The sequence below is a fragment of the Chitinophaga parva genome, from assembly GCF_003071345.1.
GTDB classification, from domain to species: Bacteria; Bacteroidota; Bacteroidia; order Chitinophagales; family Chitinophagaceae; genus Chitinophaga; species Chitinophaga parva.
The window spans coordinates 99987-121555 of the sequence record NZ_QCYK01000003.1 but is presented as its reverse complement, the minus strand read 5'-3'; the positions used below and the strand labels follow the sequence as shown (position 1 = coordinate 121555).

17 protein-coding genes are annotated in these 21569 nt (G+C 53.6%); 13 read left to right on the top strand and 4 right to left on the bottom strand.

All coding sequences use genetic code 11. The features are described from left to right. Positions 1–33 precede the first annotated feature (33 nt). From pfkA to DCC81_RS19745, 3 genes are all read left to right on the top strand, one after another. Positions 34–1014, top strand: a complete 981-nt coding sequence (gene pfkA, locus DCC81_RS19755; RefSeq protein ID WP_108688417.1) for a 6-phosphofructokinase — start codon at positions 34–36, stop codon at positions 1012–1014. A 13-nt stretch (positions 1015–1027) separates the two neighbouring features. Further along, entirely contained in the window at positions 1028–2518 is a 1491-nt protein-coding gene (gene pyk, locus DCC81_RS19750) for a pyruvate kinase (protein ID WP_108688416.1), read from the top strand. 73 nt (positions 2519–2591) lie between these two features. Then, entirely contained in the window at positions 2592–3302 is a 711-nt protein-coding gene (locus DCC81_RS19745; RefSeq protein ID WP_108688415.1) for a YqjF family protein, read from the top strand. 8 nt (positions 3303–3310) lie between these two features. Here the strand turns inward: DCC81_RS19745 and DCC81_RS19740 are convergent, their stop codons facing one another. Then, on the bottom strand, positions 3311–4486 hold the full coding sequence (locus DCC81_RS19740) for an MFS transporter (protein ID WP_108688414.1): 1176 nt from the start codon (positions 4484–4486) through the stop codon (positions 3311–3313). A 225-nt stretch (positions 4487–4711) separates the two neighbouring features. Between DCC81_RS19740 and DCC81_RS19735 the strand changes: the two genes are divergently transcribed. The 7 genes from DCC81_RS19735 to DCC81_RS19705 all read left to right on the top strand — a co-directional run bounded on the left by DCC81_RS19735 (position 4712) and on the right by DCC81_RS19705 (position 12440). Further along, complete coding sequence (locus DCC81_RS19735; protein ID WP_108688413.1) at positions 4712–6064, top strand: NAD-dependent succinate-semialdehyde dehydrogenase; 1353 nt, start codon at positions 4712–4714, stop codon at positions 6062–6064. A 92-nt stretch (positions 6065–6156) separates the two neighbouring features. Further along, complete coding sequence (coaA, locus tag DCC81_RS19730; RefSeq protein ID WP_108688412.1) at positions 6157–7107, top strand: type I pantothenate kinase; 951 nt, start codon at positions 6157–6159, stop codon at positions 7105–7107. A gap of 44 nt (positions 7108–7151) precedes the next feature. Beyond that, positions 7152–7643 carry a PH domain-containing protein gene (locus DCC81_RS19725; protein ID WP_108688411.1) on the top strand — a complete coding sequence of 164 codons (492 nt, stop codon included), beginning with the start codon at positions 7152–7154 and terminating at the stop codon, positions 7641–7643. A gap of 191 nt (positions 7644–7834) precedes the next feature. Beyond that, positions 7835–9583: a HAMP domain-containing sensor histidine kinase gene (locus tag DCC81_RS19720; protein ID WP_165806664.1), complete on the top strand. Its 1749-nt coding sequence runs from the start codon at positions 7835–7837 to the stop codon at positions 9581–9583. A gap of 277 nt (positions 9584–9860) precedes the next feature. Beyond that, positions 9861–10493 carry a redoxin domain-containing protein gene (locus tag DCC81_RS19715; protein WP_108688409.1) on the top strand — a complete coding sequence of 211 codons (633 nt, stop codon included), beginning with the start codon at positions 9861–9863 and terminating at the stop codon, positions 10491–10493. Positions 10494–10641: 148 nt separating this feature from the next. Beyond that, the gene (locus tag DCC81_RS19710; protein ID WP_108688408.1) at positions 10642–12168 is read left to right on the top strand and encodes a hypothetical protein; all 1527 of its coding nucleotides are present in this window, start codon (positions 10642–10644) and stop codon (positions 12166–12168) included. Positions 12169–12179: 11 nt separating this feature from the next. After that, positions 12180–12440: a hypothetical protein gene (locus tag DCC81_RS19705; protein ID WP_108688407.1), complete on the top strand. Its 261-nt coding sequence runs from the start codon at positions 12180–12182 to the stop codon at positions 12438–12440. A 7-nt stretch (positions 12441–12447) separates the two neighbouring features. On the opposite strand, the gene DCC81_RS19700 is transcribed toward DCC81_RS19705, so the two are convergent. Further along, entirely contained in the window at positions 12448–13458 is a 1011-nt protein-coding gene (locus tag DCC81_RS19700) for a dipeptide epimerase (RefSeq protein WP_108688406.1), read from the bottom strand. Between the two features lie 331 nt (positions 13459–13789). After that, entirely contained in the window at positions 13790–15697 is a 1908-nt protein-coding gene (gene dnaK / locus DCC81_RS19695; protein ID WP_108688405.1) for a molecular chaperone DnaK, read from the bottom strand. 321 nt (positions 15698–16018) lie between these two features. Between dnaK and DCC81_RS19690 the strand changes: the two genes are divergently transcribed. From DCC81_RS19690 to argS, 3 genes are all read left to right on the top strand, one after another. Next, positions 16019–17386, top strand: a complete 1368-nt coding sequence (locus tag DCC81_RS19690) for an OmpA family protein (RefSeq protein ID WP_240613032.1) — start codon at positions 16019–16021, stop codon at positions 17384–17386. Positions 17387–17694: 308 nt separating this feature from the next. Next, positions 17695–18168 carry a GNAT family N-acetyltransferase gene (locus DCC81_RS19685; protein WP_108688403.1) on the top strand — a complete coding sequence of 158 codons (474 nt, stop codon included), beginning with the start codon at positions 17695–17697 and terminating at the stop codon, positions 18166–18168. Positions 18169–18228: 60 nt separating this feature from the next. Beyond that, entirely contained in the window at positions 18229–20163 is a 1935-nt protein-coding gene (gene argS / locus DCC81_RS19680) for an arginine--tRNA ligase (RefSeq protein ID WP_108688402.1), read from the top strand. Positions 20164–20485: 322 nt separating this feature from the next. Here the strand turns inward: argS and DCC81_RS19675 are convergent, their stop codons facing one another. Further along, positions 20486–21505: a tetratricopeptide repeat protein gene (locus tag DCC81_RS19675; protein ID WP_108688401.1), complete on the bottom strand. Its 1020-nt coding sequence runs from the start codon at positions 21503–21505 to the stop codon at positions 20486–20488. Positions 21506–21569: the final 64 nt, after the last annotated feature.

Below are 21569 nucleotides of genomic sequence, written 5' to 3'. Positions count from 1 at the left end.
TGCGCTCTTGTGATATTCTTTTAGCAATTTACTATGAAAAAAGTGAACAATATTGCTGTGCTTACCTCTGGTGGCGACGCGCCCGGCATGAATGCGGCGGTGCGCGCGGTGGTAAGAACAGGCATTTATCACGACCTGAACGTGTACGGCGTGATGTATGGTTACCGTGGCCTTTTAACTGACGACATTTTCCCGATGGAATCCAAATCGGTGGCCAATATCATCCAGCGCGGCGGAACCATCCTGAAAACGGCACGCTGCATGGAGTTCTACGAATATGAAGGTCGCAAGAAAGCGTACGAAAATTTAAAGAACAGAAATATTGACGGACTGGTAGTAGTAGGTGGCGACGGCAGTTTCAACGGCGCCATGAAATTGAGCCAGGAATTTGACATACCTTGCATCGGCTTGCCGGGCACCATCGATAAAGATATTGCCGGCACCGATTTTACCATTGGATTTGATACGGCGGTAAACACCGCTGTGGAAGCGATCGACAAGATCCGCGATACGGCCGACGCACACGACCGTCTTTTCATCATCGAGGTAATGGGACGCGATGCGGGCTACCTGGCCTTGCACAGCGGCATTGCTACCGGTGCGGAAAACATCCTGGTTCCCGAGCACACCACTTCAGTAGAGGATATTATCAACGACCTGCAGGCCAATGAGCGCCGCAAAAAGATGGTGAACCTCATTGTGGTGGCGGAAGGCCACGAGGCCGGCGGTGCAAACGGGCTGGCGAAACGCGTGCGCGAACAGTGCCCCCAGCTGGACACGAAAGTGTGCATCCTGGGCCATATCCAGCGCGGCGGCAACCCTACCACCATGGACCGTATCCTGGCCAGCCGCATGGGCTACGCCGCGGTAGACGCCCTGCTGGAAGGCATTCACAACGTGATGATCGGTATTGTGAACGACAAAGTTGCTTACACCCCCCTTGATAAGGCTGTAAAAGCCAAACAAGAGATAGATCCTGAATGGTTTAAGATTGTTAAAATACTTGCGAGTTAAAATACCTGAAACTATGAGCACAAACGACTTGTCGAAATATTATCACAAGGACATGAACAACGAAGCGGCCCGCGAGCATGCTTTTCACAAAACCAAGATCGTTGCAACAGTAGGACCTGCCTGCGACACCTATGAGAAAATGCTGGAACTGGTAGTGGCCGGCGTGAACGTGTTCCGCCTCAACTTCAGCCACGGCGCCCACGAAGACAAAAAACGCATCATCGGTTATATCCGCCAGATCAATGAGACACAACCCTACAACGTGTCCATTCTGGCAGACCTCCAGGGCCCCAAACTGCGCGTAGGCGAGATCGAGAACAACGCCCTGCCCCTGCACAAAGGCGACATCCTGACCTTCACTTCCAAAGAAAAAGTAGTCGGTACCAAAGACCTGATCTATGTGTCGTACCCCGACCTGGACAAGGACCTGCGCCCCGGCCAGAAAATACTCATCGATGATGGTAAGATTGAAACCATCGTAAAAGAGATCACCCCGGATGGCCTCATCAAGGCAGAAGTATCCCTGGGTGGTATCCTCTCCTCCAAAAAAGGCTTCAACCTGCCGGATACCCAGGTATCCCTGCCAGCCCTCACCGAAAAGGATGAAGTGGACCTGCAGTTCATCATCGACAACGAATGCGACTGGGTGGCCCTGTCCTTTGTACGTGAGGTGAAAGACCTGCTGCTGCTGCGTTCCCGCCTGAAAGAGCGCAACTCCAAGATCAAGGTGATCTCCAAAATCGAGAAACCCGAAGCCATCCGCAACCTCAAAGAAATTATCTGGGAAAGTGATGGTGTGATGATCGCCCGCGGCGACCTCGGTGTGGAACTGCCCGTAGAGCAGATCCCCATGATCCAGAAAGATATTATCCGCAAATGTATCCACCGCGCCAAGCCTGTGATCGTAGCTACCCAGATGATGGAAAGCATGATAGACCGCAGCCGCCCGAACCGCAGTGAGATCACCGACGTGGCCAATGCCGTACTGGAAGGCGCTGACGCCGTGATGCTGAGCGGCGAGACCGCCACCGGCCAGCACCCCACCCTGGTAATTGAAACCATGGTAAAGATCATCAAGGAAGTAGAAAAAGAAGACATTATCTATAACCGTAACCTGATCCCCCACCGCCACTCTCCCACCTTCCTGAGCGATGCGCTGTGCTACAACGCCGCCAAGATCGCGGAAGACCTGGACGCGGAGGCCCTGATCGGTATGACGCAGAGCGGCTACACCGGCTTTATGCTGAGCAGCTACCGTCCCAAATCCCCGCTGTACATCTTTACCAAGGAAAAGACCCTGGTAAACCAGCTGAGCCTGAGCTGGGGCGTACGTGCCTTCTATTATGCAGAAGAACCCGCCCTGGATACCATCATCAGGGACCAGCTCAACATCCTGAAGGAACGCGGTTTCCTGAAGGCCGGCGATGTAGCTGTGAACACCGGCTCTACCCCGGTAGAAGAGCACCTGCCTACCAATGTGCTGAAGATCACACGGGTACAGTAATCCTTACGGTATTATATTTTTTTAAAAGCGCCGCAGTGGTTACTGCGGCGCTTTTTTTGTAAGTTTCCTTTCCATGTCACATCCACTACTCAATGCCACCGTGCACCGGCCCTACCCATTGCCCGGAGGGCCCTGGATCTACTACCAGGAATGGAACCGCGTGATCTTCCTGCACTGGCAGGCAGATGCCGCCAAACTCAGTGCCCTCCTGCCCCCCGGCCTGGAACCGGACCTTCTGGAGGGCCTGCACTGGGTGTCTTATGTATTTTTTGACATGCAGCGCATCCGGCCCCGCTTTGCGCCCGCCCTGGCGCCGGTATCTGATTTCTACGAGGCCAATGTGCGCACCTATGTAACCCGGGATGGTAGACCCGGTGTGTATTTCCTAAGCATGGAAGGTTCTGGCAAACTGGCCGTAACACTGGCCCGTGCCATTTCCGGCCTGCCCTATACTTACGCGCCCATGCAGCGCCGGCCCGGCTTTGTGAGCCTGGACAACGCAACCGCCCGTCACCACTTTGACCTTACCTATCAAACCGGCAACATCCTGACATCCACGCCTGCCGATCAATGGCTTACAGAACGCTACTGCCTGTATTATGAGCACGGCAAACGCCTGGCCCGGTACGACATCCACCACCAGGCATGGCCCCTGCAATCACTGGAGATCACAGACATGCACCAGCAATATGGCTGGTTGCATGAACTGATACTGCCCGGTACGCTGCAGGTGCGTTATTCCCCCGGGGTGCAGGTGCTGGCATGGAGAAGGCAGTATTTATAAACCATTGTTTAAGCCGCCTCCAGCACTACGTCTTTCTTATACGTCAATACGTACACCGCCAATGCAATGCCCATGAGCACCACCGCTGCAAGGCAAACGGCCGGCCAGTGGCCAACGGGCCATACGGCCAGGCCAATGGCAGAACCCGCAGCCGTGCCAATAAATGCACACGTCATGTACACGGTGTTGAGGCGGTTGCGCGCTTCGGGATGCAGCGCGTAAATACGGGTCTGGTTAGACACGTGGATGCTTTGCTGGCCCAGGTCTATGAAAATAATACCGATGATGATGGCGATGATGTGGGTGCTGAAGAAATAGAACAAGGCAAAGCCCAGGAACACGAAGCCAATGCCATACCCCACAGCAATGCGGGGGCTCCTGCTATCCGCCAGTTTACCAATGAGCGGTGCACAAAGCGCGCCGGCAGCGGCGGCCAGGCCCATGGAACCTATGAGGTCACTGCTGTAATTGTACGGCGGCGCGGACAGCAGGAAAGTAAGCGTGGTCCAGAAAAGACCAAACATCGCAAAGCTGCATACGCTGATAGCCGTAGCTTCGCGCAGCAACGGCTCCCGCTGGATAAGATGGAGCAGGGAGCGCATGAGATGACCGTAGGTTTTATCGTAATGCGGCTTGCTGCTGGGAAAGGTGAGCGCCATCAGCAATACCATGGCCGCCGTGATGCCGGCCGCGATGCCAAACATGGCCTGCCAGCCCAGGTACCGGCCCACAAAACCGCTCAGGGTGCGGGATAACAGGATACCGATCAGCAACCCGCTCATGATAGTGCCAATCACGCTGCCGCGGTCTTTAGGATCGGCCAGGTGCGCGGCCATGGGAATAATGAGCTGGGGAATGATGGAAGTAAACCCAATGAAAAAGCCGGCTATTTTGAGCAGGGCCGGGCTTTGCGCCACGGCAGATACTACCAGCGCCACCACGGAGAAAATGCCCATGAAAATGATCTGCTTTTTGCGTTCCAGCATATCGCCCAGGGGCACACAAAACAGCAGGCCCATGGCATACCCGATCTGCGTGAAGAAAGACACCTGTCCTGCTTCACTTTCGGTAATGTGAAAGTCTTCCGCAATGAGCTTCAACAAAGGCTGGTTGTAATAAATATTTGCTACGATAAGGCCCGTGCAGGCGGCCATGATAAGAATAGTCGATTTTCTAAGTGCCATTTTTCAGTTGTCTTTTTCAGTTGTCGGTTTTCCCGGTACAAAATTAGGCAATTCAACCCGGGCATACCTGGGATCTTCTGGCGATATTGTAGTAAAATGGGTGTCAATTATAAGACAATTCCTGCCAGACCACCGGCACATAACTGTGCAAAAAAGCTTTGCAGGTCCGCGCGCCGGCGTACATTTACCGGGCATGATCATTGACCACGTTTAAAAAAGACAACCATGTTCAAGAGCATCTATCCCTTCAACGGGGAAACCGTGGCGGAGTACCAGTCTTACAGCCCTGCCCAGGTAGAAGCCAGGCTGGCCCGGGCCGCCCAGGCCTACACCGCCCTGCAGCAAACCACCCTGGAGCAGCGCTGCAACTGGATGCGGGCCACCGCACAGCACCTGAAAGACAAAGCAACAGCATACGGCACGCTCATTACCCGGGAAATGGGCAAAACCCTGAAGGAAGCCAAAGCGGAAGTGAACAAATGCGCAGACTCCGCCCTGTTTTATGCAGACCATGCGGCAGAAATGCTGGAACCCCGCATCATTACAACCGGCGCCCGCGCCAGCTACGTGCATTACGAGCCCAAAGGCACCATCCTGGCCATTATGCCCTGGAACTTCCCCTTCTGGCAGGTGTTCCGCTTTGCCATTCCTAACCTGCTGGCCGGCAATACCGGGGTGCTCAAACATGCCAGCAACGTAAGTGGCTGCGCCCTGGCCCTGGAAGCCATTTTCCGCGAAGGCGGCTTCCCGGAGCACACCTTCCAGGCCCTGCTGGTCTCTTCCGACCACATAGCGCCCATCATTGCCGATGCGCGTATACAGGGTGTAACCCTTACCGGCAGCACACCGGCGGGCCGCAGCGTAGGCGCCCTGGCTGGTAAGTACATTAAGAAAAGCGTACTGGAACTGGGCGGCAGCGACCCGTTCATTGTGCTCCGCGATGCAGACCTGGATAAGGCTGCCGCCACCGCGGTGCAGGGCCGCATGCAAAATGCGGGGCAAAGCTGTATAGCCGCCAAGCGCTGGATCGTGGAAGCCCCTGTGGTGGAGGCTTTCACGGCAAAAGTAAAAACCATCCTAGCGCAAAAAGTACAGGGCGATCCTTTTCACGAACAGACAGACATTGGCCCTATGGCCCGCCCCGACCTGGCCGAAGGCCTCAAAAAACAAATGGACCAGACCATCGCCGCCGGCGCCCACCTGGACATGGGCGGCGCCGTAAATGGCTGCAACTTCACCCCGGCCCTGCTTACCGGCGTACATCCCGGCATGGTGGCCTTTTCCGAGGAAACCTTTGGCCCCCTGGCCGTTATCACCGCGGCAGCTACGGAGCAGGAAGCCATTGCCCTGGCCAATGATTCCCAGTTTGGCCTGGGCGCCTCCCTCTGGACCCAGGATTTTGAAAAGGCCCGGCACCTGGCCACCAAGATCCAGAGCGGCAGCGTGTTTGTAAACACCCTGATGCGCTCAGACGCCCGCGTGCCCTTTGGCGGCATCAAGGAATCCGGCTACGGCCGTGAATTGTCCCTGGAAGGCATGCACGAGTTCCTGAATGTGAAGACAGTGTGGATAGAATAAAATGTCTTAGGACCTAGGACCTAAGACATGGGACCAATCCATGCATTGTACAACTTTAAAAACTACCTTTACGCCCGCAACAAGCAACTGCTATGACTTTTGAGAAAACTGCGCGTTATTCTCCTTACCAGACCATTGATCGGGTAGACTGGGCTAGGAGAAGCGATGATGCGATGCTCCACGTTTTTGAACAGGATATGGATGCCCTGCGGGGAATGAATGAGCCACTGAATATCAAGGAGATTACGGAAGTGTATGTGCCATTGTCGAGGCTTATTAATTTTTACGTGAAAGCTGCACAGGAACTGTATGCCGCTACCAGTTCATTCCTGGGTAGTACGGTGCACAAGGTCCCTTACATTATAGGCATTGCCGGCAGCGTGGCCGTGGGCAAAAGTACCACGGCACGCGTGCTGCAACGGCTGCTCAGCGCCTGGCCAGACCATCCACGGGTAGACCTGGTGACCACCGATGGTTTCCTGTACCCCAACAGCGTGCTGGAATCCCGCCAGCTCATGAACCGGAAAGGATTTCCTGAAAGCTATGATATACGCGGCCTCATGCACTTCCTGGCAGAGGTGAAAAGCGGCCGGGAACGCGTGTCTGCGCCTGTGTACTCCCACCTGGAATATGATGTGCTGCCCGGCCAGCGCCAATGGGTGGAATCGCCGGACATCGTGATCGTGGAAGGCATTAACGTGCTGCAGGTGAAGCAGCGCCCGGAACGGGAAGACGCCGTGTTCGTATCCGACTTTTTTGACTTTTCTATTTACGTGGATGCCAAGGAGCACGACCTGCGCCAGTGGTATATAGAACGCTTCAAACGCCTGCGGGCCACGGCTTTCCAGGATGAAGACTCCTTCTTTCACCGCTACGCCAGCCTCAGTGATGAGGAAAGTGTGCAGATGGCTACTTATATCTGGAACACCATCAACAAACCCAACCTGGTAGAGAACATACGGCCCACCCGCTACCGCGCTAACCTTATCCTGGAAAAAGGAAAAGACCATTTTGTGAAGTCCGTACAGCTGCGCAAGATCTAGCGGTTTTCCCTAACTTAGAAGGGCAAAGCCAATTTCAGATTTCCATGCTTTACAAAGCCAGTTTTGATACGGTGGTAAAGATCCTTACCAATGTGATCATCCTCTTCGCACTGGGCTTACTGGGCCTGCAAACCTTCACCCAATGGGCGCATACCGGTGGCTGGATCGCAGTGCTTATCCTCCTGGTGGCCATTACCCTTTCCTGGGGCCTGCATCCCCAGTACTATTACGTAAGTGACCGCAGCATTATCGTCCAGCGCCCGTTTGGCAAGCTGCGCATCCCACTGGAAAACGTCATCCACGTGCGGCCCCTGATGGGCGATGAACTGGGCTTCAACCGCCGCCGCCTGGGTGCTGGTGGCCTGTTTGGCTACCTGGGGTATTACCACAGCAGCCGCATTGGCAACTACCAGATGTGGGCCACCCACCGGGACCGCCTCGTAGTGATAGAAACGCAGAAAGGCAAATACGTGATCAGCCCGGACCTTCCCATCCACTTTACCAACGATGTAAACAGCCGCCGCTACCGGCGCTAAACCCGTATACCCATTGCCGTTATATTTGCAAAAATTAAATATTATTTAACCCGAAATTGGTTGTTGCAACGCACAGATAACCCTCTTTACGGCTAACTTTGCACCGCTGTTTACCTATACCGGCCGCTATGAAGAACTTTTTCAGGGACATTAGCCTAAGGAAGCGCCTGTTTCTTTCTTACTTTTCGATCTTGCTTATCAATTTCGTTATCATTTTCTGCTGCATAAATGTGTACGATAAGCGCGACCGCATTTTGCGGGTGTATGTGAAACTGGAATCTGTAACCCTGAAAACATTGCAGTCTGTAGCGGCGGAGCAGAATTTCCTGCTCAATGATATTGCCAATGAACAGTTTTACAAGACCGGAAAAAGCAGCTATCTTATCCAGCGCAAGGCCCTGGTGACCAGCATTTACACGGATATCCGCGCCATCCGCGCCTCCCATAGCAACGACCACCTTACCCCGGAAGTAGATACCATCATGGCCTATATTGCCGTGCACGAAAAGTTGTTCAACGACGTGCTGGACTCCCTGCGGGTACGCGGCTTCCTGGAGTACGGCGTGGAAGGCAAAATGCGCCAGTACGCGCATGAACTGGAAAGCATGGATCAACTGCGCAGCACCTCCATCCTGCAACTGCGCCGCCGGGAAAAGGACTTCCTGCTGCGCAAGGACAGCATTTACGTAGGCCTGTTCGATTCTACCGCGTCCTCTATCCTCAACAGCGTGGATAAGAAAAGCAAAGAGGCAGCGGTATTGCAACAATACATCGCTTACTTTAAGCGCCTGGTGCAAATGGAGTACAACATCGGCATCAACAATGAAACCGGCCTGCGCAAGCGCCTGCAGGATGAAAGCCAGCTGGCGCAAACCCTGGCGGAGAAGACCATCCAGGGGCTGCGCAACCAATATGACAAAGAACTGGAGCAACTAAAGGCATCTTTCATCATCCTGGTGCTGCTGGCCGTATGCTTTGGCATTGTGCTGTGTGCCGTATTTGCCCACCAGATCACGAAGCCCATCATTACCCTGGATGAAAGCGTGAAACACGTGATCAACAGTGATTTCAAGACCTTGCACCTGCCCCCCTCCGACCCTACGCGCAATGACGAAATAGCCACCCTCTATCACAACCTGGGCCTCATGGCCACCAAGATAGACCACGACTTCATGCAGCTGGAGCAGAATAACCTGCAGCTGCAGGATGCCAACGAACGGTTACGCATCAACGAAACCAACCTGCAGAATGCCAATGAACTGAAAGACAAGTTCCTTTCCATCATTTCGCACGATATGCGCGGGCCGTTGGTCAATATTGTAGGCTTCATGCAATTGTTCCAGGAAAACACAGAAAGCTTTTCCATGGAAGAGCTGATCACAGTATCAGGGAACCTGAGCCGGAATGTGAAGCAGGTGGTGGACATGCTGGACAGCCTGTTATTATGGTCGCGCAGCCAGAGCGGGGAAATGAAGCCGGACTTCCGCATGATAGACGCCAGTGAGGTGATCAAATCCACCATCACGGTGCTGAGCCAGAGTGCCGGTGCCAAGAACATCACCATTTATCATGAGCTGGAACCCGCTATGGTACAGGCAGATGAGAACATGCTGGCTTTTATTGTACGTAACCTGCTCAGCAACGCTATTAAATTCTCCCGGCGCCACGGCAATATTTCGATTTCCGTGCACGCCACAGACCAGCAGCAGTGCATCAGCATCACGGATGAAGGTGTGGGAATGGACGAAGCTACCCTCTCTAAACTGTTTATCAAAGACCAGAACATCTCCACGGCCGGCACGGAAAAAGAGAAAGGCATAGGCCTGGGGCTTTTGCTGTGCAATGATTTTGTGAAGAACAACGGGGGCTGTATTAAAGTAAGCAGTAAAAAGGACAAAGGCACCACCGTACAGGTATGCCTGCCTGCTGCCCGGGTATAGGCCTGTTTTCTTAAATTTCCTCTAAACCCGCCCCGCTAAATGACTGATAACAAGCAAGTTTAATAAAATAAATTTTATTAGTCTACTAAACCTGTAGGTTATTAGTATTATTCACCTATATTTGCATTGTAAAACTTACAAATACACGCGTAATGATCAGTACCAGACAAACATATCTTCCTGCTATACGATGTTGATGCCGTAGTACACCTCCCGGCGGTTTTCCGCCTTGTCTTTACAATTTCCTTATCAACAACCAGCAAAAAAACAAAAAGATATGTCCACTCTCCACAGATACGCCGATATTCTCGATATACAATTCCCTGATCGCTTTGAGCCGAAGCCGCTGAACCGCAAACGCATCAATCCCCTGCGCAAACACGCTATCTTCCCGGACACCCTGCTGCGCAAAGATGCATTGGTAACGCCTGCCGGCTTCTGGCCCCACGAGATCTCCCTGCCCCTGAGCCTCCTCACGGACCGCCCGCTGGTAGTGGCTTTCTTCTCTGTACACTGGAACCGGTACGGCATTGACCTGCTGCAGCAGCTGCAGTCATTGCACCAGGATGTGAAAGTAATGGGGGGCCGCCTGCTGGTGATTGCCGCCGAAGGTGAACAAGCCCTGCGCCCCCTGGTGGAAAAGTACCAGCTCACCTTCCCCATCCTGCACGACCGTAACAATGCCATCGCCGCACTGGCAGGCCTGTACGAAAAACAGGATCCTATCTGGGACCGCGTATCTGGTGTGGATGCAGATGTGCCCATCCCTGCTACGTACGTGATCAACCCTGCCCAGCAGGTAAGCTTTGCCGCGGTAGATCCTTACCTGCAGCATAAGCTGGACCAGCGCGCCCTGCTCAGCGCCGTTTACGACGCCCGCGAGCAGTTGCAGCGGGTACAGGTAGCCTGATTCTTTGCGCTTTCTATATCATGTACTAAACGCGCCGCGGTACCCGTCCGCAGCGCGTTTCTTTTTATGCAGCTACGGGTAAACCCCTCTGAACCAATATACATTTCCCTTACATTTGTTTCCGTATCAAAACCCCAAGAACGATACTATGGAAACAATAAAGATCATCCTTACCAACAAAACCGCCCTGGTCAAGAAATACGGAGACCAGCACAAGGCCATCCTGGCCGACCTGGAAGCGCTGCGCAAAGCAGATAAGGCAAAAGGCACCACCAGCTACGTAATATTCATGGACGACGCCACGCAGATGAAATCGTATAAAGCCAGGCCCGTGAAGAAGGCAGATGACATGAAACAGAACAAGGATGCGGTGGATGCCCTGTACAAGTATTTCAGCCCGGCTTACATTATGCTGGCCGGTGCGCAGGACATCATTCCTTTCCAATTGCTGAAAAACCAGCTGAGTGGCGAAGCAGACGAGGACAAGACCGTGCCCAGCGACCTGCCTTATGCCTGCGATGCCCCCTTTGACCTGAACATTACCAAATTCGTAGCGCCGTCCCGGGTGGTGGGCCGCCTGCCGGATGTACCCGGCCAGGGCGATCCGGCCTATTTTCATACGCTCATACAGCAGGCCATCACCTCCAAACCCGCTACGGCGGCCTCTTATCACAACTATTTTGCGGTAAGCGTGTTTGAATGGACCAAGAGTACGCAGCAAAGCGTGCAGCATATTTTTGGCAACAATACCCACCTGCTCATCAGTCCCAAGGCAGGCCCGGAGTACACCGCCGCCCAGCTGAAGCCCAAGGCCCACTTTTACAACTGCCATGGCTCCCTGCAGGATGCTAATTTTTACGGGCAGCAAGGGTATAATTATCCTCCTTCGCTGAATGCCGGCGCACTGAAAAAGAAGATCACCGCAGGCACCATCGTGGCGGCAGAGTGCTGTTACGGCGCGCAACTCTTCAACCCGGCGCTATTGCAGCCCCAGTCCATGAGCATTGCCAATACTTACCTGAAGAACAAAGCCGTTGCCTTCGCAGGCAGTTCCACCATTGCCTACGGCCCGTCTGACGGCCAGGGCCTGGCAGACCTGCTCACGCAATATTTTATGATCAATGTGCTGAAAGGAGGCGCCTCCACGGGCCGCTCCTTCCTGGAAGCCCGCCAGCGTTTCCTCACGGAAATGGGCCCCACCCTGGACCCTTATGAGCTAAAGACGGCAGCCCAGTTCTGCCTCCTCGGCGATCCTTCCGTGGTGCCGGTAAAAGACACCCCGGGCACCGCGGATAAAGCCACGTCGAAGGCCGTGGTGAACAGTGTGCAGAACCGGCGCGACAACATGGTGGCCAAGGGCCGGCTGCTGAGCAGCTTTATAGCCCCGCCCCAAAAGGCCCGGGCCACCCCGCTGAAACATAAAATGGCCGAGGATTTGAACAACTTGTTAAAAGAGTGCAAATACAAACAGGGTGTTACAGAAAAACAGACCTTTATTAACCGCACGCTGATAGCCTCCGAGCAGCCCGGCCTGGGCAGCTACAAGACCACCGTACGCTTTCACGTATATACCAATGCCATAGTAAAAAAAGGGAGCTTCAAAGACACCCGGGTGCTGGTGGTGAAAGAAAAAGATGACCAGATTGTAGGCTACCGGGAATACGTGCGCCGCTAAATACTCAACATATGTCAGCAACTAACGATGATGGCTATACGCTCGTTACCATCCGTGGCCGCCTGGAGCCGCGTGTCTTTGGACGTACTACCAAAAGTGAGCACCTGGGAGTGTACATTGTGACCCCCCAGGCCTCTTATCTCATACGCCCCATGAACAGCAATCCTTTCATGGACAACCCGCTGGAACCCCTGTGTGGCAAGACCATTGAAGCAGAGGGCCGCATTGCAGACTACGTTTTTTTTGCGAAGAGCTGGAAGATTGTAGAGTAATGGGGGTTTAATACATTTCAGCCCCCGTTCCCGGGCGGTCTGCATAAATTATTTTCCCGTCGTTTATTTTTATGCCCGTCGCTATGTCCTGCGCCAGTAGCAGGGGGCCGTCCATGTCGGTGTAGTCCAGGTAAGGCAGCAGGTGGGCTATGGCGGAGGTGCCTACGGTGCTTTCGTTCATGCTGCCCGTCATTACCTTCATGCCCAGGCGCTTGGCTTCAAAGATCATCCGGCGCGCGGGGGTAATGCCGCCACACTTTGTCAGCTTGATGTTGATGCCATGAAAATGACCGGCACAGCGGGCCACATCCCCTTCTTCAATGCAGCTTTCGTCTGCAATAATGGGCAGGGCGCTTTTTTCATATAGGTCGCGCATGCCTTCCCACGCCGCCGCTGGCAGGGGTTGTTCAATAAATTCTACACCCAGCTTAGCCAGTGTATCTGCCTTGTGCAGGGTTTCTTCCACCGTCCACGCACAGTTGGCATCCACGCGGAATACCGCATCCGTATGGGCTCTCAGCGCTTTGATGATCTCCACATCATGGGCGGTGCCCAGTTTTATTTTATAGATAGGCCAGGGCATTTCTTTCAGCTTGGCTACCATGTTGTCAATGCTGTCTATCCCGATCGTAAAATCTGTCATGGGGTTATGGGAAATATCCAACCCCCATACTTCGTACAATTTCTTCCCTTGCATTTTTGCGTACAGGTCATGGGCCGCCAGGTCCAGTGCGCAGAGGGCAAAGGGCATGTCTTTCAGCAGCGGGTGCATTGTTTCCCAAAATGCCTCGGGCGTGTGCAGCGTATAGCCTTCTATGAAAGGGCGGTGGGTATTAATGGCCTCCATGAGCATGGGCACCGTAATGTGGTAATAAGCATTGTCTGCCGTCTCTCCCAGCCCATATCGTCCATCCTGCTCCAAACGCGCCACCAGCAAGGGTTGCACATCCTTTGATTTCCGGGAAATGGTGAAGGTGTGTTTAAATTTCAGTTCAAAAGGGAGGAGTTGAAGTTGCATGGGAAATCATTGTACACGGTACTGTATACAATGTACAATGATTTTGTGAAGCACAAAAAAGCACTGGGACAAAAAAATGCGCTCATTATTTGCGCAGCAATTTCCTGTGCGCACAAAAAAGCGCGAAGGTTAAAACCTGCACGCCCACTAATCGTGTGAATGTACCCCGTCTCTTATACAACTATTTCCTGGGCACAAAAAAGCGCGAAGGCTTTGGCCTGCGCCCTCATTAATCGTGTGAATGTACCCCGTCTCTTATACAACTATTTCCTGGGCACAAAAAGCGCGAAGGCCAAAGCCTTCGCGCTCATTAATTTAGGTACGTTGTACCTTATTTTACTTCTTCAAACTCTGCATCTGTTACACCTTCACCAGCAGTGCCGGTGCCTTCGTTACCGCCGGGCTGGGCTCCGGGTTCACCACCCTGGGCCTGTCCCTGGGATGCTTTGTACAGCTCTTCGCTGGCAGCAGTCCAGGCGTTGTTCATTTCAGCTACAGCAGCATCGATCTGATCAATGTCCTGGCTGGCGTGAGCAGCTTTCAGTTTGGTGAGGGCAGCGTCGATCGGGGCTTTTTTGTCGGCCGGGATCTTGTCGCCGTACTCCTTGATCTGTTTTTCGGTCTGGAAGATCAGGCTGTCGGCCTGGTTCACCTTCTCGATCTTATCTTTTGCAGCTTTGTCGGAAGCTTCGTTGGCTTTCGCTTCTGCTTTCATTTTTTCTACTTCTTCCTTGCTCAGGCCAGAACCAGCTTCAATGCGGATGTTCTGGGTTTTGCCGGTGCCCTGGTCCTTTGCAGTTACGTGCAGGATACCGTTTGCGTCAATATCGAATACTACTTCGATCTTGGGAACGCCACGGGGAGCTGGCGGAATATCGGACAGGATGAAGCGGCCCAGGGTGCGGTTCTGGCTGGCCAGGGGACGTTCGCCCTGCAGCACGTGAATTTCTACACTGGGTTGGCTGTCTGCCGCGGTAGAGAATATTTCAGATTTCTTGGAAGGAATGGTTGTGTTGGACTCAATCAGTTTGGTAAACACACCACCCATGGTTTCGATACCGAGAGAAAGCGGGGTAACGTCCAGCAGCAGTACGTCTTTCACGTCGCCGGAGAGTACACCACCCTGGATAGCAGCACCTACGGCTACTACTTCATCGGGGTTCACCCCTTTGCTGGGGCGTTTGCCGAAGAATTTCTCTACTACTTCCTGGATCTTGGGGATACGGGTAGAACCACCTACCAGGATCACTTCGTCAATATCGGAAGTAGACATGCCAGCGTCTTTCAGTGCTTTGCGGCAGGGCTCCAGTGTTCTTTCCACCAGGGAGTCGCTCAGCTGTTCAAACTTGGCGCGGGTCAGTTTTTTCACCAGGTGTTTGGGCACGCCATCCACCGCGGTGATATAAGGGAGGTTGATTTCAGTTTCCTGAGAAGAAGACAGCTCGATCTTGGCTTTTTCAGCAGCTTCTTTCAAACGCTGCCATGCCATCGGATCTTTGTGCAGGTCTACCGCTTCGTCCTTTTTGAACTCATCGGCCAGCCAGTCCATGATCACCTTATCAAAGTCGTCACCACCCAGGTGGGTATCACCGTTGGTGGATTTTACTTCAAATACGCCATCACCCAGTTCCAGGATAGATACGTCGAACGTACCACCACCGAGGTCGAATACGGCGATCTTGCTGTCAGCATGTTTTTTATCCATACCATAAGCCAGTGCAGCAGCAGTAGGCTCATTGATGATACGGCGTACATTCAGGCCTGCGATCTCACCGGCTTCCTTGGTAGCCTGGCGCTGTGCGTCATTGAAGTAAGCGGGCACCGTAATTACGGCTTCGTTCACTTCCTGGCCCAGGTAATCTTCAGCTGTCTTTTTCATTTTCTGCAGGATCATTGCGGAAATTTCCTGCGGTGTATACAAACGGCCGTCGATATCGATGCGGGTCGTATTGTTTTCTCCTTGTACTACTTTGTAGCTCCAGTGCCCGATCTCATTGCCTACTTCGTTGAAGTTGCGGCCCATGAAACGTTTTACGGACATGATGGTGTTGTGGGGATTGGTGATAGCCTGGCGTTTGGCCGGGTCACCTACTTTTCTTTCCCCGTTTTTCAGAAAAGCTACCACGGAAGGGGTAGTTCTTCTGCCTTCGTCGTTTGCGATAACTACCGGCTCGTTACCTTCCATAACGGCCACACAAGAGTTGGTAGTTCCTAAGTCAATGCCTATTATTTTTCCCATAGTGATTATATTCTTTGAGTTGTAAGTCTTTGTTTTTGAACGTGAATTCAGGGTGAGTTTGTCAATGATTATGCCAAGCAAAATATTTATGCAATTATGTCAGTCGCGTTGGAAAACGGGCTATATTTGACGGGAGAATGCCCCTGGCATATGACATGGCTGACAGGGCTGAAAGACTGTACACCGGTCAGCTGCCCCCCAATTCTGCGGGTTTGTCATTTGCCACTGTACGTGCTTATTGATTGTTTCCCGGAAACGCGACCCATTTCCCCGTCCTTCTATCCCGACCTAGCTGTTTACTTCACCCTTTAAATTTTCTTTATGAACACCAAGTTCCTAAGAACCGTCATTGCGTGTGCCTGCCTGATGCCCCTGGCAGTAAAAGCCCAGACCACTGCCACCCGGACTCCCTTTAAAGCCGTAAGCCTGTTTGATGGCACCGCTGATTATCGCACCTTTTCCATTGGCGTAAATGGCGGCGCCCTGGCACCGGTATCGCCTACCGGCGGCTCCAATGATTTTACTAAATGGAAGGCCGACTTCGGGTACGGTGCTTATGTAAAATGGCAGATCCTCCACAGCCTGGCGCTGCGGGCAGACTACCTGGGCGGCAAACTGTCCGCCAACAATGACAATAACCTTGGCAATGGCTCCCGGCCCCAAAGCCCTTACAGCGAGTTTGAGACCAAGTTGAAGTATACTGCCTCCCTCAGTGCCGTGGCCACTGTGCTTAATATCAACTGGCTGCACCGGGAGAATTTTGTAGGCCTCTACCTCTCCGCAGGCGCCGGCCTGGCCGGCTACAGCCCCCGCATTACCCCGGTGGGTGGCGCGGCCCAGGATTATAAAACGGGCGGTGGTAATATCAATGAACTGGTGATCCCCGTGGGCGCAGGTGTTAAATTCAAGCTTACGGACCTGCTGAACCTGGACCTGGGCTACACCACCTACTTTACAGACGGTGATAACCTGGATGGCTACAACAAGCCACCCCAAAAAGATAAATTCTCCTACGGCTATGCCGGTCTTGAGTTTGTATTTGGCGCCCCCGGCAAAAAACAGCTCCAGTTCACCAACCCCGCGGTAGTGCTGTATGACGAGCTGCAGGCCCAGAAAATGGCCAATGACCAGATGCAGGCCCGCCTGAACAATGCCCTGGCCAGCAACGATTCCCTGGCGGCCAGTGTTGCCCGCCTGACTGCCGACGAGGATGGCGACGGGGTTTCCAACTTCTTTGATAAATGCCCCGGCACCCCGGCCGGCGCCAAAGTGGATGGCAGTGGCTGCCCCCTCCCGGTACCCGAACCGCCCAAGGTAATTGAAAAGGTGACCGTTACAGAGGAAGATAACCGCATTGTAAGAGAGGCCGTGAAGAACCTGGAGTTTGCCACCGGCAAGTCCGACATCAAGCCCCACTCCTACGAAACCCTGAACCGGGTGGCAGACCTGCTGGTCAAACGCGGTTTCAGCCTGAAACTGGCCGGCCACACCGATAATGTAGGCCGCCCGGACAAGAACATGATCCTCTCCAAGGAACGCGCTGAATCCGTAAAAGCCTACCTGGTAGCCCGTGGCGCCAACCCGTCGCGCATAGAGGCCACCGGCTATGGCCAGACCCAGCCCATTGCCAGCAACAAAACCGCCCAGGGCCGCCAGACGAACCGGAGGGTGGAGTTTACGATATATTAGGGAAAATGGACTTAAGTCTAATGGTCTTAAGTCTTAGGTCTTAGGTCCTAGGTAACAATCCCTCACGGCGATGGATCATGTGCATTAAGGTATCGCACCTAAAGCCTAAGACCTAAGACCTAGGACCTAGGACCTAGGACCCAGGACCCAAGTCCACGACCCAAGCCAATTCCTCACAGCAGCCAGTAATGTTTTGTAACATCACTGGCTGCTGTTATTTTTGCAGTCCCCTGTGGGAAGGCCAACCGTACAAACTGCGGCCTTGCCGCAACAGTTTGGGGAGCTAAAAAAACGGGAAGACATACCGCATGGAAATTAAGATCAGAAGCATCGCCCCCGGCGACAACGCCGCACTGGCCCACATTGTCCGCGCCGCATTGCGGGAGCATAATATGGCCAAACCAGGCACCGTGTATACAGACGAAAGCACGGACCATCTTTATGAACTGTACCAGGCACCCCGCGCCGCCTATTTTGTAGCGGAAGAAAACGGGGAGATCCTGGGAGGCGCCGGCATTGGTGCCCTGGAAGGCGACGTATGTGAACTGCAGAAGATGTACCTTGCACCGGCCGCCCGCGGCAAAGGCCTGGGCAAAAAGCTCATCCTGCAAAGCCTGGCATTTGCCAAAGCCAATGGCTATACACAGTGTTACCTGGAAACATCACCCGAACTGGCCCAGGCCGTGAAAGTGTATGCCCACCTGGGCTTCCGGGACCTGCCCGGCCCCCTGGGCAATACCGGCCACTTTGGCTGCGACCGGTGGATGATCCGGGACCTGTAGCCACCACATAACAACTAATAGCCGCCGGCACCGCTGCCGGCACCGGACAAAATAGAACAGATGCAAGTAATCCAAGCCATCAAAACCGCCGCTGCGCAGGGCGTGAACGCACTCTACCAGCAATCGCTCACAGCGGCAGACATTGCCATTAATATCACCAAACCTGAGTTTGAGGGGGAGTACACCGTAGTGACCTTTGCCTTCACAAAATTCAGCCGCCAGAAGCCCGAAGAAACCGGCGCCGCCCTGGGCGAATACCTGGTGGCCCACTTCCCGGACCTGGTGGCCCGCTACAACGTGGTGAAAGGCTTCCTGAACCTCAGCATTGCCGAAGTATACTGGACCAATTTCCTCCAGCAGCAATATCACAATCCCCGCCATGGCCTGCAGGCTCCCAATGGCAAAAAAGTGATGGTGGAGTACTCTTCCCCCAACACTAACAAACCCTTGCACCTGGGCCACCTCCGCAACAACTTCCTGGGCTACTCCGTGTCCGAGATCCTCAAGGCCGTTGGCTATGAAGTGATCAAGGCTAACCTGGTGAATGACCGCGGCATCCATATCTGCAAATCCATGCTGGCCTGGCAGAAACTGGGCAATGGCGAAACGCCCGCCAGCACCGGCCAGAAAGGCGATCACCTGGTAGGTGATTATTATGTGAAATTTGAAAACCTGCTGAAAGAGCAGGCGGCCCCCATCATAGCCCGCGTGAAAAGTGGCGACTACAGCGATTTTCAGGGCGAAGCGCTGCTGAAGAAGATTACAGGCCTGGGCACTGCTTACCAGCAACCCGAAGTACAGCAGGACGCAGAGAAAAAGGCTAAGGTGGAAGATGAGATCAAGGAACTGGCGCGTAACCAGACCGCCATTATGCACGAGGCCAAGACCATGTTACAGCAATGGGAAGCCGGCGATCCGCAGGTACACAGCCTGTGGGCTATGATGAACGGCTGGGTGTACGAAGGCTTTGACGCCACGTACAAAGCCCTGGGCATCGATTTCGATAAAATGTACTACGAAAGCGAAACCTACCTGCTGGGCAAAGACCTGGTGGCCAGTGGCCTGGATAAAGGCGTACTGTTTCGCAAGGAAGATAACTCCGTGTGGATAGACCTCACCGCAGAGGGGCTGGACCAAAAGCTGCTGCTGCGTGGTGATGGTACCTCCGTATACATGACCCAGGACCTGGGCACCGCCCGCCTGAAGTACGACGAGTTTAAAATGGATAAGAGCCTGTACGTGGTGGCAGATGAGCAGAACTATCACTTCAAGGTGCTGCAGCTCATCCTCCAAAAGCTGGGTGAGCCCAGCGCCGCGGGCATTGTACACCTCTCGTATGGCATGGTGGAACTACCCCATGGCCGCATGAAAAGCCGGGAGGGCACCGTGGTGGATGCCGACGATATGATCACAGAAATGATCACCACCGCCGGTAACCAGACCCGCGAATCCGGCAAACTCAAAGACTGGAGCGATGACCAGTTGCAGCCCCTCTTTGAAATGATAGGCCTGGGCGCCATGAAGTTCTTCCTGCTGCGCGTGGACCCGAAAAAGAAAATGATCTTCAATCCCGAAGAGTCCATTGACCTGCACGGCTTCACCGCTACCTTCATCCAGTATGCGCATGCCCGTATCAAGTCCATCCTCCGCGAGGTGGGCGAGGCCGCACAGGCAGGCCTGGAAAACTTCCGCTATAACGGCACGCTGCTTCCCCTGGAAAAAGAACTGATCCTGCTCAACGAGCAGTTTGAAGTGATCCTGGAACAAGCCGCGGCAGAATACAGCCCCGCTGTAATAGCTGGCTATGCGTTCCAACTGGCACAGCAGTTCAACTCCTTTTACGGCGAAAAAGTAAATGGTAAGTACACCTACTCCATCCTCGACGCAGAAAACGAAGACAAGAAAAAACTGCGCATGCAGATAGCCATCCTCACTGCCAATACCATTGCACAGAGCATGCGCCTGCTGGGCATCAAGGTGCCGGAGCGGATGTAAGGAATCGTACAACGTACAGCGTACAACGTACAGCGTACAACGTACAACGTACGTTGCGCTGTTGAAATAAAAAGCCCCGTAACGCTGTGTTACGGGGCTTTTTCATTGACAAAAAATATTGTAAATCGAGTACGTTGTACGTTGTACGTTGTACGCTGTACGTTGTACGCTGTACATTTTCCACAGCAAAACACAGTGCATGAAGGGAGCTTGCCGGCCCCGTATGCACCGTGTGCACATTCGCTGTGGGTTTATTCCCGATTATAGAAATCTTGTTGAAATGCTTTGCAGCATAGCATGTGGTTGTTTCCGGGGTGCCGGGTTACATGGTGCCGGACACGCCACTGTTCATAGACAGGGCTTTGTCACAAAGCGCGTTTCCTTTTGCAGTGTCACCTGCTCCCATATACGATTTGCCCAGCATGAACAGGGCAAAAGCGTTATTGGGTTGCAAAGATAACAGTAAATTCCATTGTACAATGGCTTCTTTGAAATCCTGGGTATTATAAAGGGTGTGGGCCAGGGTATAAAGGGTGGGGATATCCCTGGGGCGCTGGTCCAGTGCGGCTTTCAGCTGGGCAATACCTTTGGAGGTCTGTTCCAGTTTCAGGCAGGCCACGCCCAGGTTGTAGTGGTAATCGGCATTGAGGGCCTGGCCCAGGCTGGCAGCGCGCTCAAAGGAATGGATGGCACGGGCATAGTCACCCAGGTTAAAGTACATCATGCCCAGCTCGTAATGTAACTGGGAGCGGTTGCTGTCAACGCGGATGGCCTGTTGGTAGTAGCGGATGCTGGCGCTGTAGTTCTCATTATTGGCACAAAGCTGGGCCAGCAGGTAGGGCGGCTCACTATTGGCGGGCATTTCTGCACAGGCCACCATTAAGGCATCCAGGGCAGCGCTATCATCGTTAAGGGCCTGGTAGCACTGGCCAATGAGCAGGCTTTCACCGGAAATGCCCTGCTGGCGCAGGCGCAATGCGTACGTGAGGGCCTTTTCATAATCCTGCTGCTCGTAAGCCACGGCGGCCAGCCCACGCAGGGCGCCAATGTGGCCAGGCTGGTAGCGCAGCGCGGTTTCATATTGTACAAATGCTTTTCCCGGCTGCTGCTGGATACGGTAAATATCGGCAAGCTGCAGGTAAGCATCTGTAAAGGATTGACTGAGATTGATGGCGGCGGAGAACCGGGTGGCAGCGGCCTGTAACTGGCCACTGCTGCGGAAAGCCAGGCCTTCCTTGTACAATTGTCTTGCTTTGGCTTCGTGATCGCCGGGTGCTGCCATGGTTTTCGTAAAACTAACAAAGCCGATCATCAAAAGGCACAGGATACGGGGAGGCGTCATGCTTTACAAGCTGTTTCGGTTCAGAACAAATATACCCAAAACTTCCATAAATAAAATACATAAT

Bases quoted from the DNA above. Each gene is read 5' to 3' on its own strand.
- pfkA (WP_108688417.1), top strand. From the start codon at position 34: ATGAAAAAAGTGAACAATATTGCTGTGCTTACCTCTGGTGGCGACGCG.
- pyk (WP_108688416.1), top strand. From the start codon at position 1,028: ATGAGCACAAACGACTTGTCGAAATATTATCACAAGGACATGAACAAC.
- DCC81_RS19745 (WP_108688415.1), top strand. From the start codon at position 2,592: ATGTCACATCCACTACTCAATGCCACCGTGCACCGGCCCTACCCATTG.
- DCC81_RS19740 (WP_108688414.1), bottom strand. From the start codon at position 4,486: ATGGCACTTAGAAAATCGACTATTCTTATCATGGCCGCCTGCACGGGC.
- DCC81_RS19735 (WP_108688413.1), top strand. From the start codon at position 4,712: ATGTTCAAGAGCATCTATCCCTTCAACGGGGAAACCGTGGCGGAGTAC.
- coaA (WP_108688412.1), top strand. From the start codon at position 6,157: ATGACTTTTGAGAAAACTGCGCGTTATTCTCCTTACCAGACCATTGAT.
- DCC81_RS19725 (WP_108688411.1), top strand. From the start codon at position 7,152: ATGCTTTACAAAGCCAGTTTTGATACGGTGGTAAAGATCCTTACCAAT.
- DCC81_RS19715 (WP_108688409.1), top strand. From the start codon at position 9,861: ATGTCCACTCTCCACAGATACGCCGATATTCTCGATATACAATTCCCT.
- DCC81_RS19710 (WP_108688408.1), top strand. From the start codon at position 10,642: ATGGAAACAATAAAGATCATCCTTACCAACAAAACCGCCCTGGTCAAG.
- DCC81_RS19705 (WP_108688407.1), top strand. From the start codon at position 12,180: ATGTCAGCAACTAACGATGATGGCTATACGCTCGTTACCATCCGTGGC.
- DCC81_RS19700 (WP_108688406.1), bottom strand. From the start codon at position 13,458: ATGCAACTTCAACTCCTCCCTTTTGAACTGAAATTTAAACACACCTTC.
- dnaK (WP_108688405.1), bottom strand. From the start codon at position 15,697: ATGGGAAAAATAATAGGCATTGACTTAGGAACTACCAACTCTTGTGTG.
- DCC81_RS19690 (WP_240613032.1), top strand. From the start codon at position 16,019: ATGAACACCAAGTTCCTAAGAACCGTCATTGCGTGTGCCTGCCTGATG.
- DCC81_RS19685 (WP_108688403.1), top strand. From the start codon at position 17,695: ATGGAAATTAAGATCAGAAGCATCGCCCCCGGCGACAACGCCGCACTG.
- argS (WP_108688402.1), top strand. From the start codon at position 18,229: ATGCAAGTAATCCAAGCCATCAAAACCGCCGCTGCGCAGGGCGTGAAC.
- DCC81_RS19675 (WP_108688401.1), bottom strand. From the start codon at position 21,505: ATGACGCCTCCCCGTATCCTGTGCCTTTTGATGATCGGCTTTGTTAGT.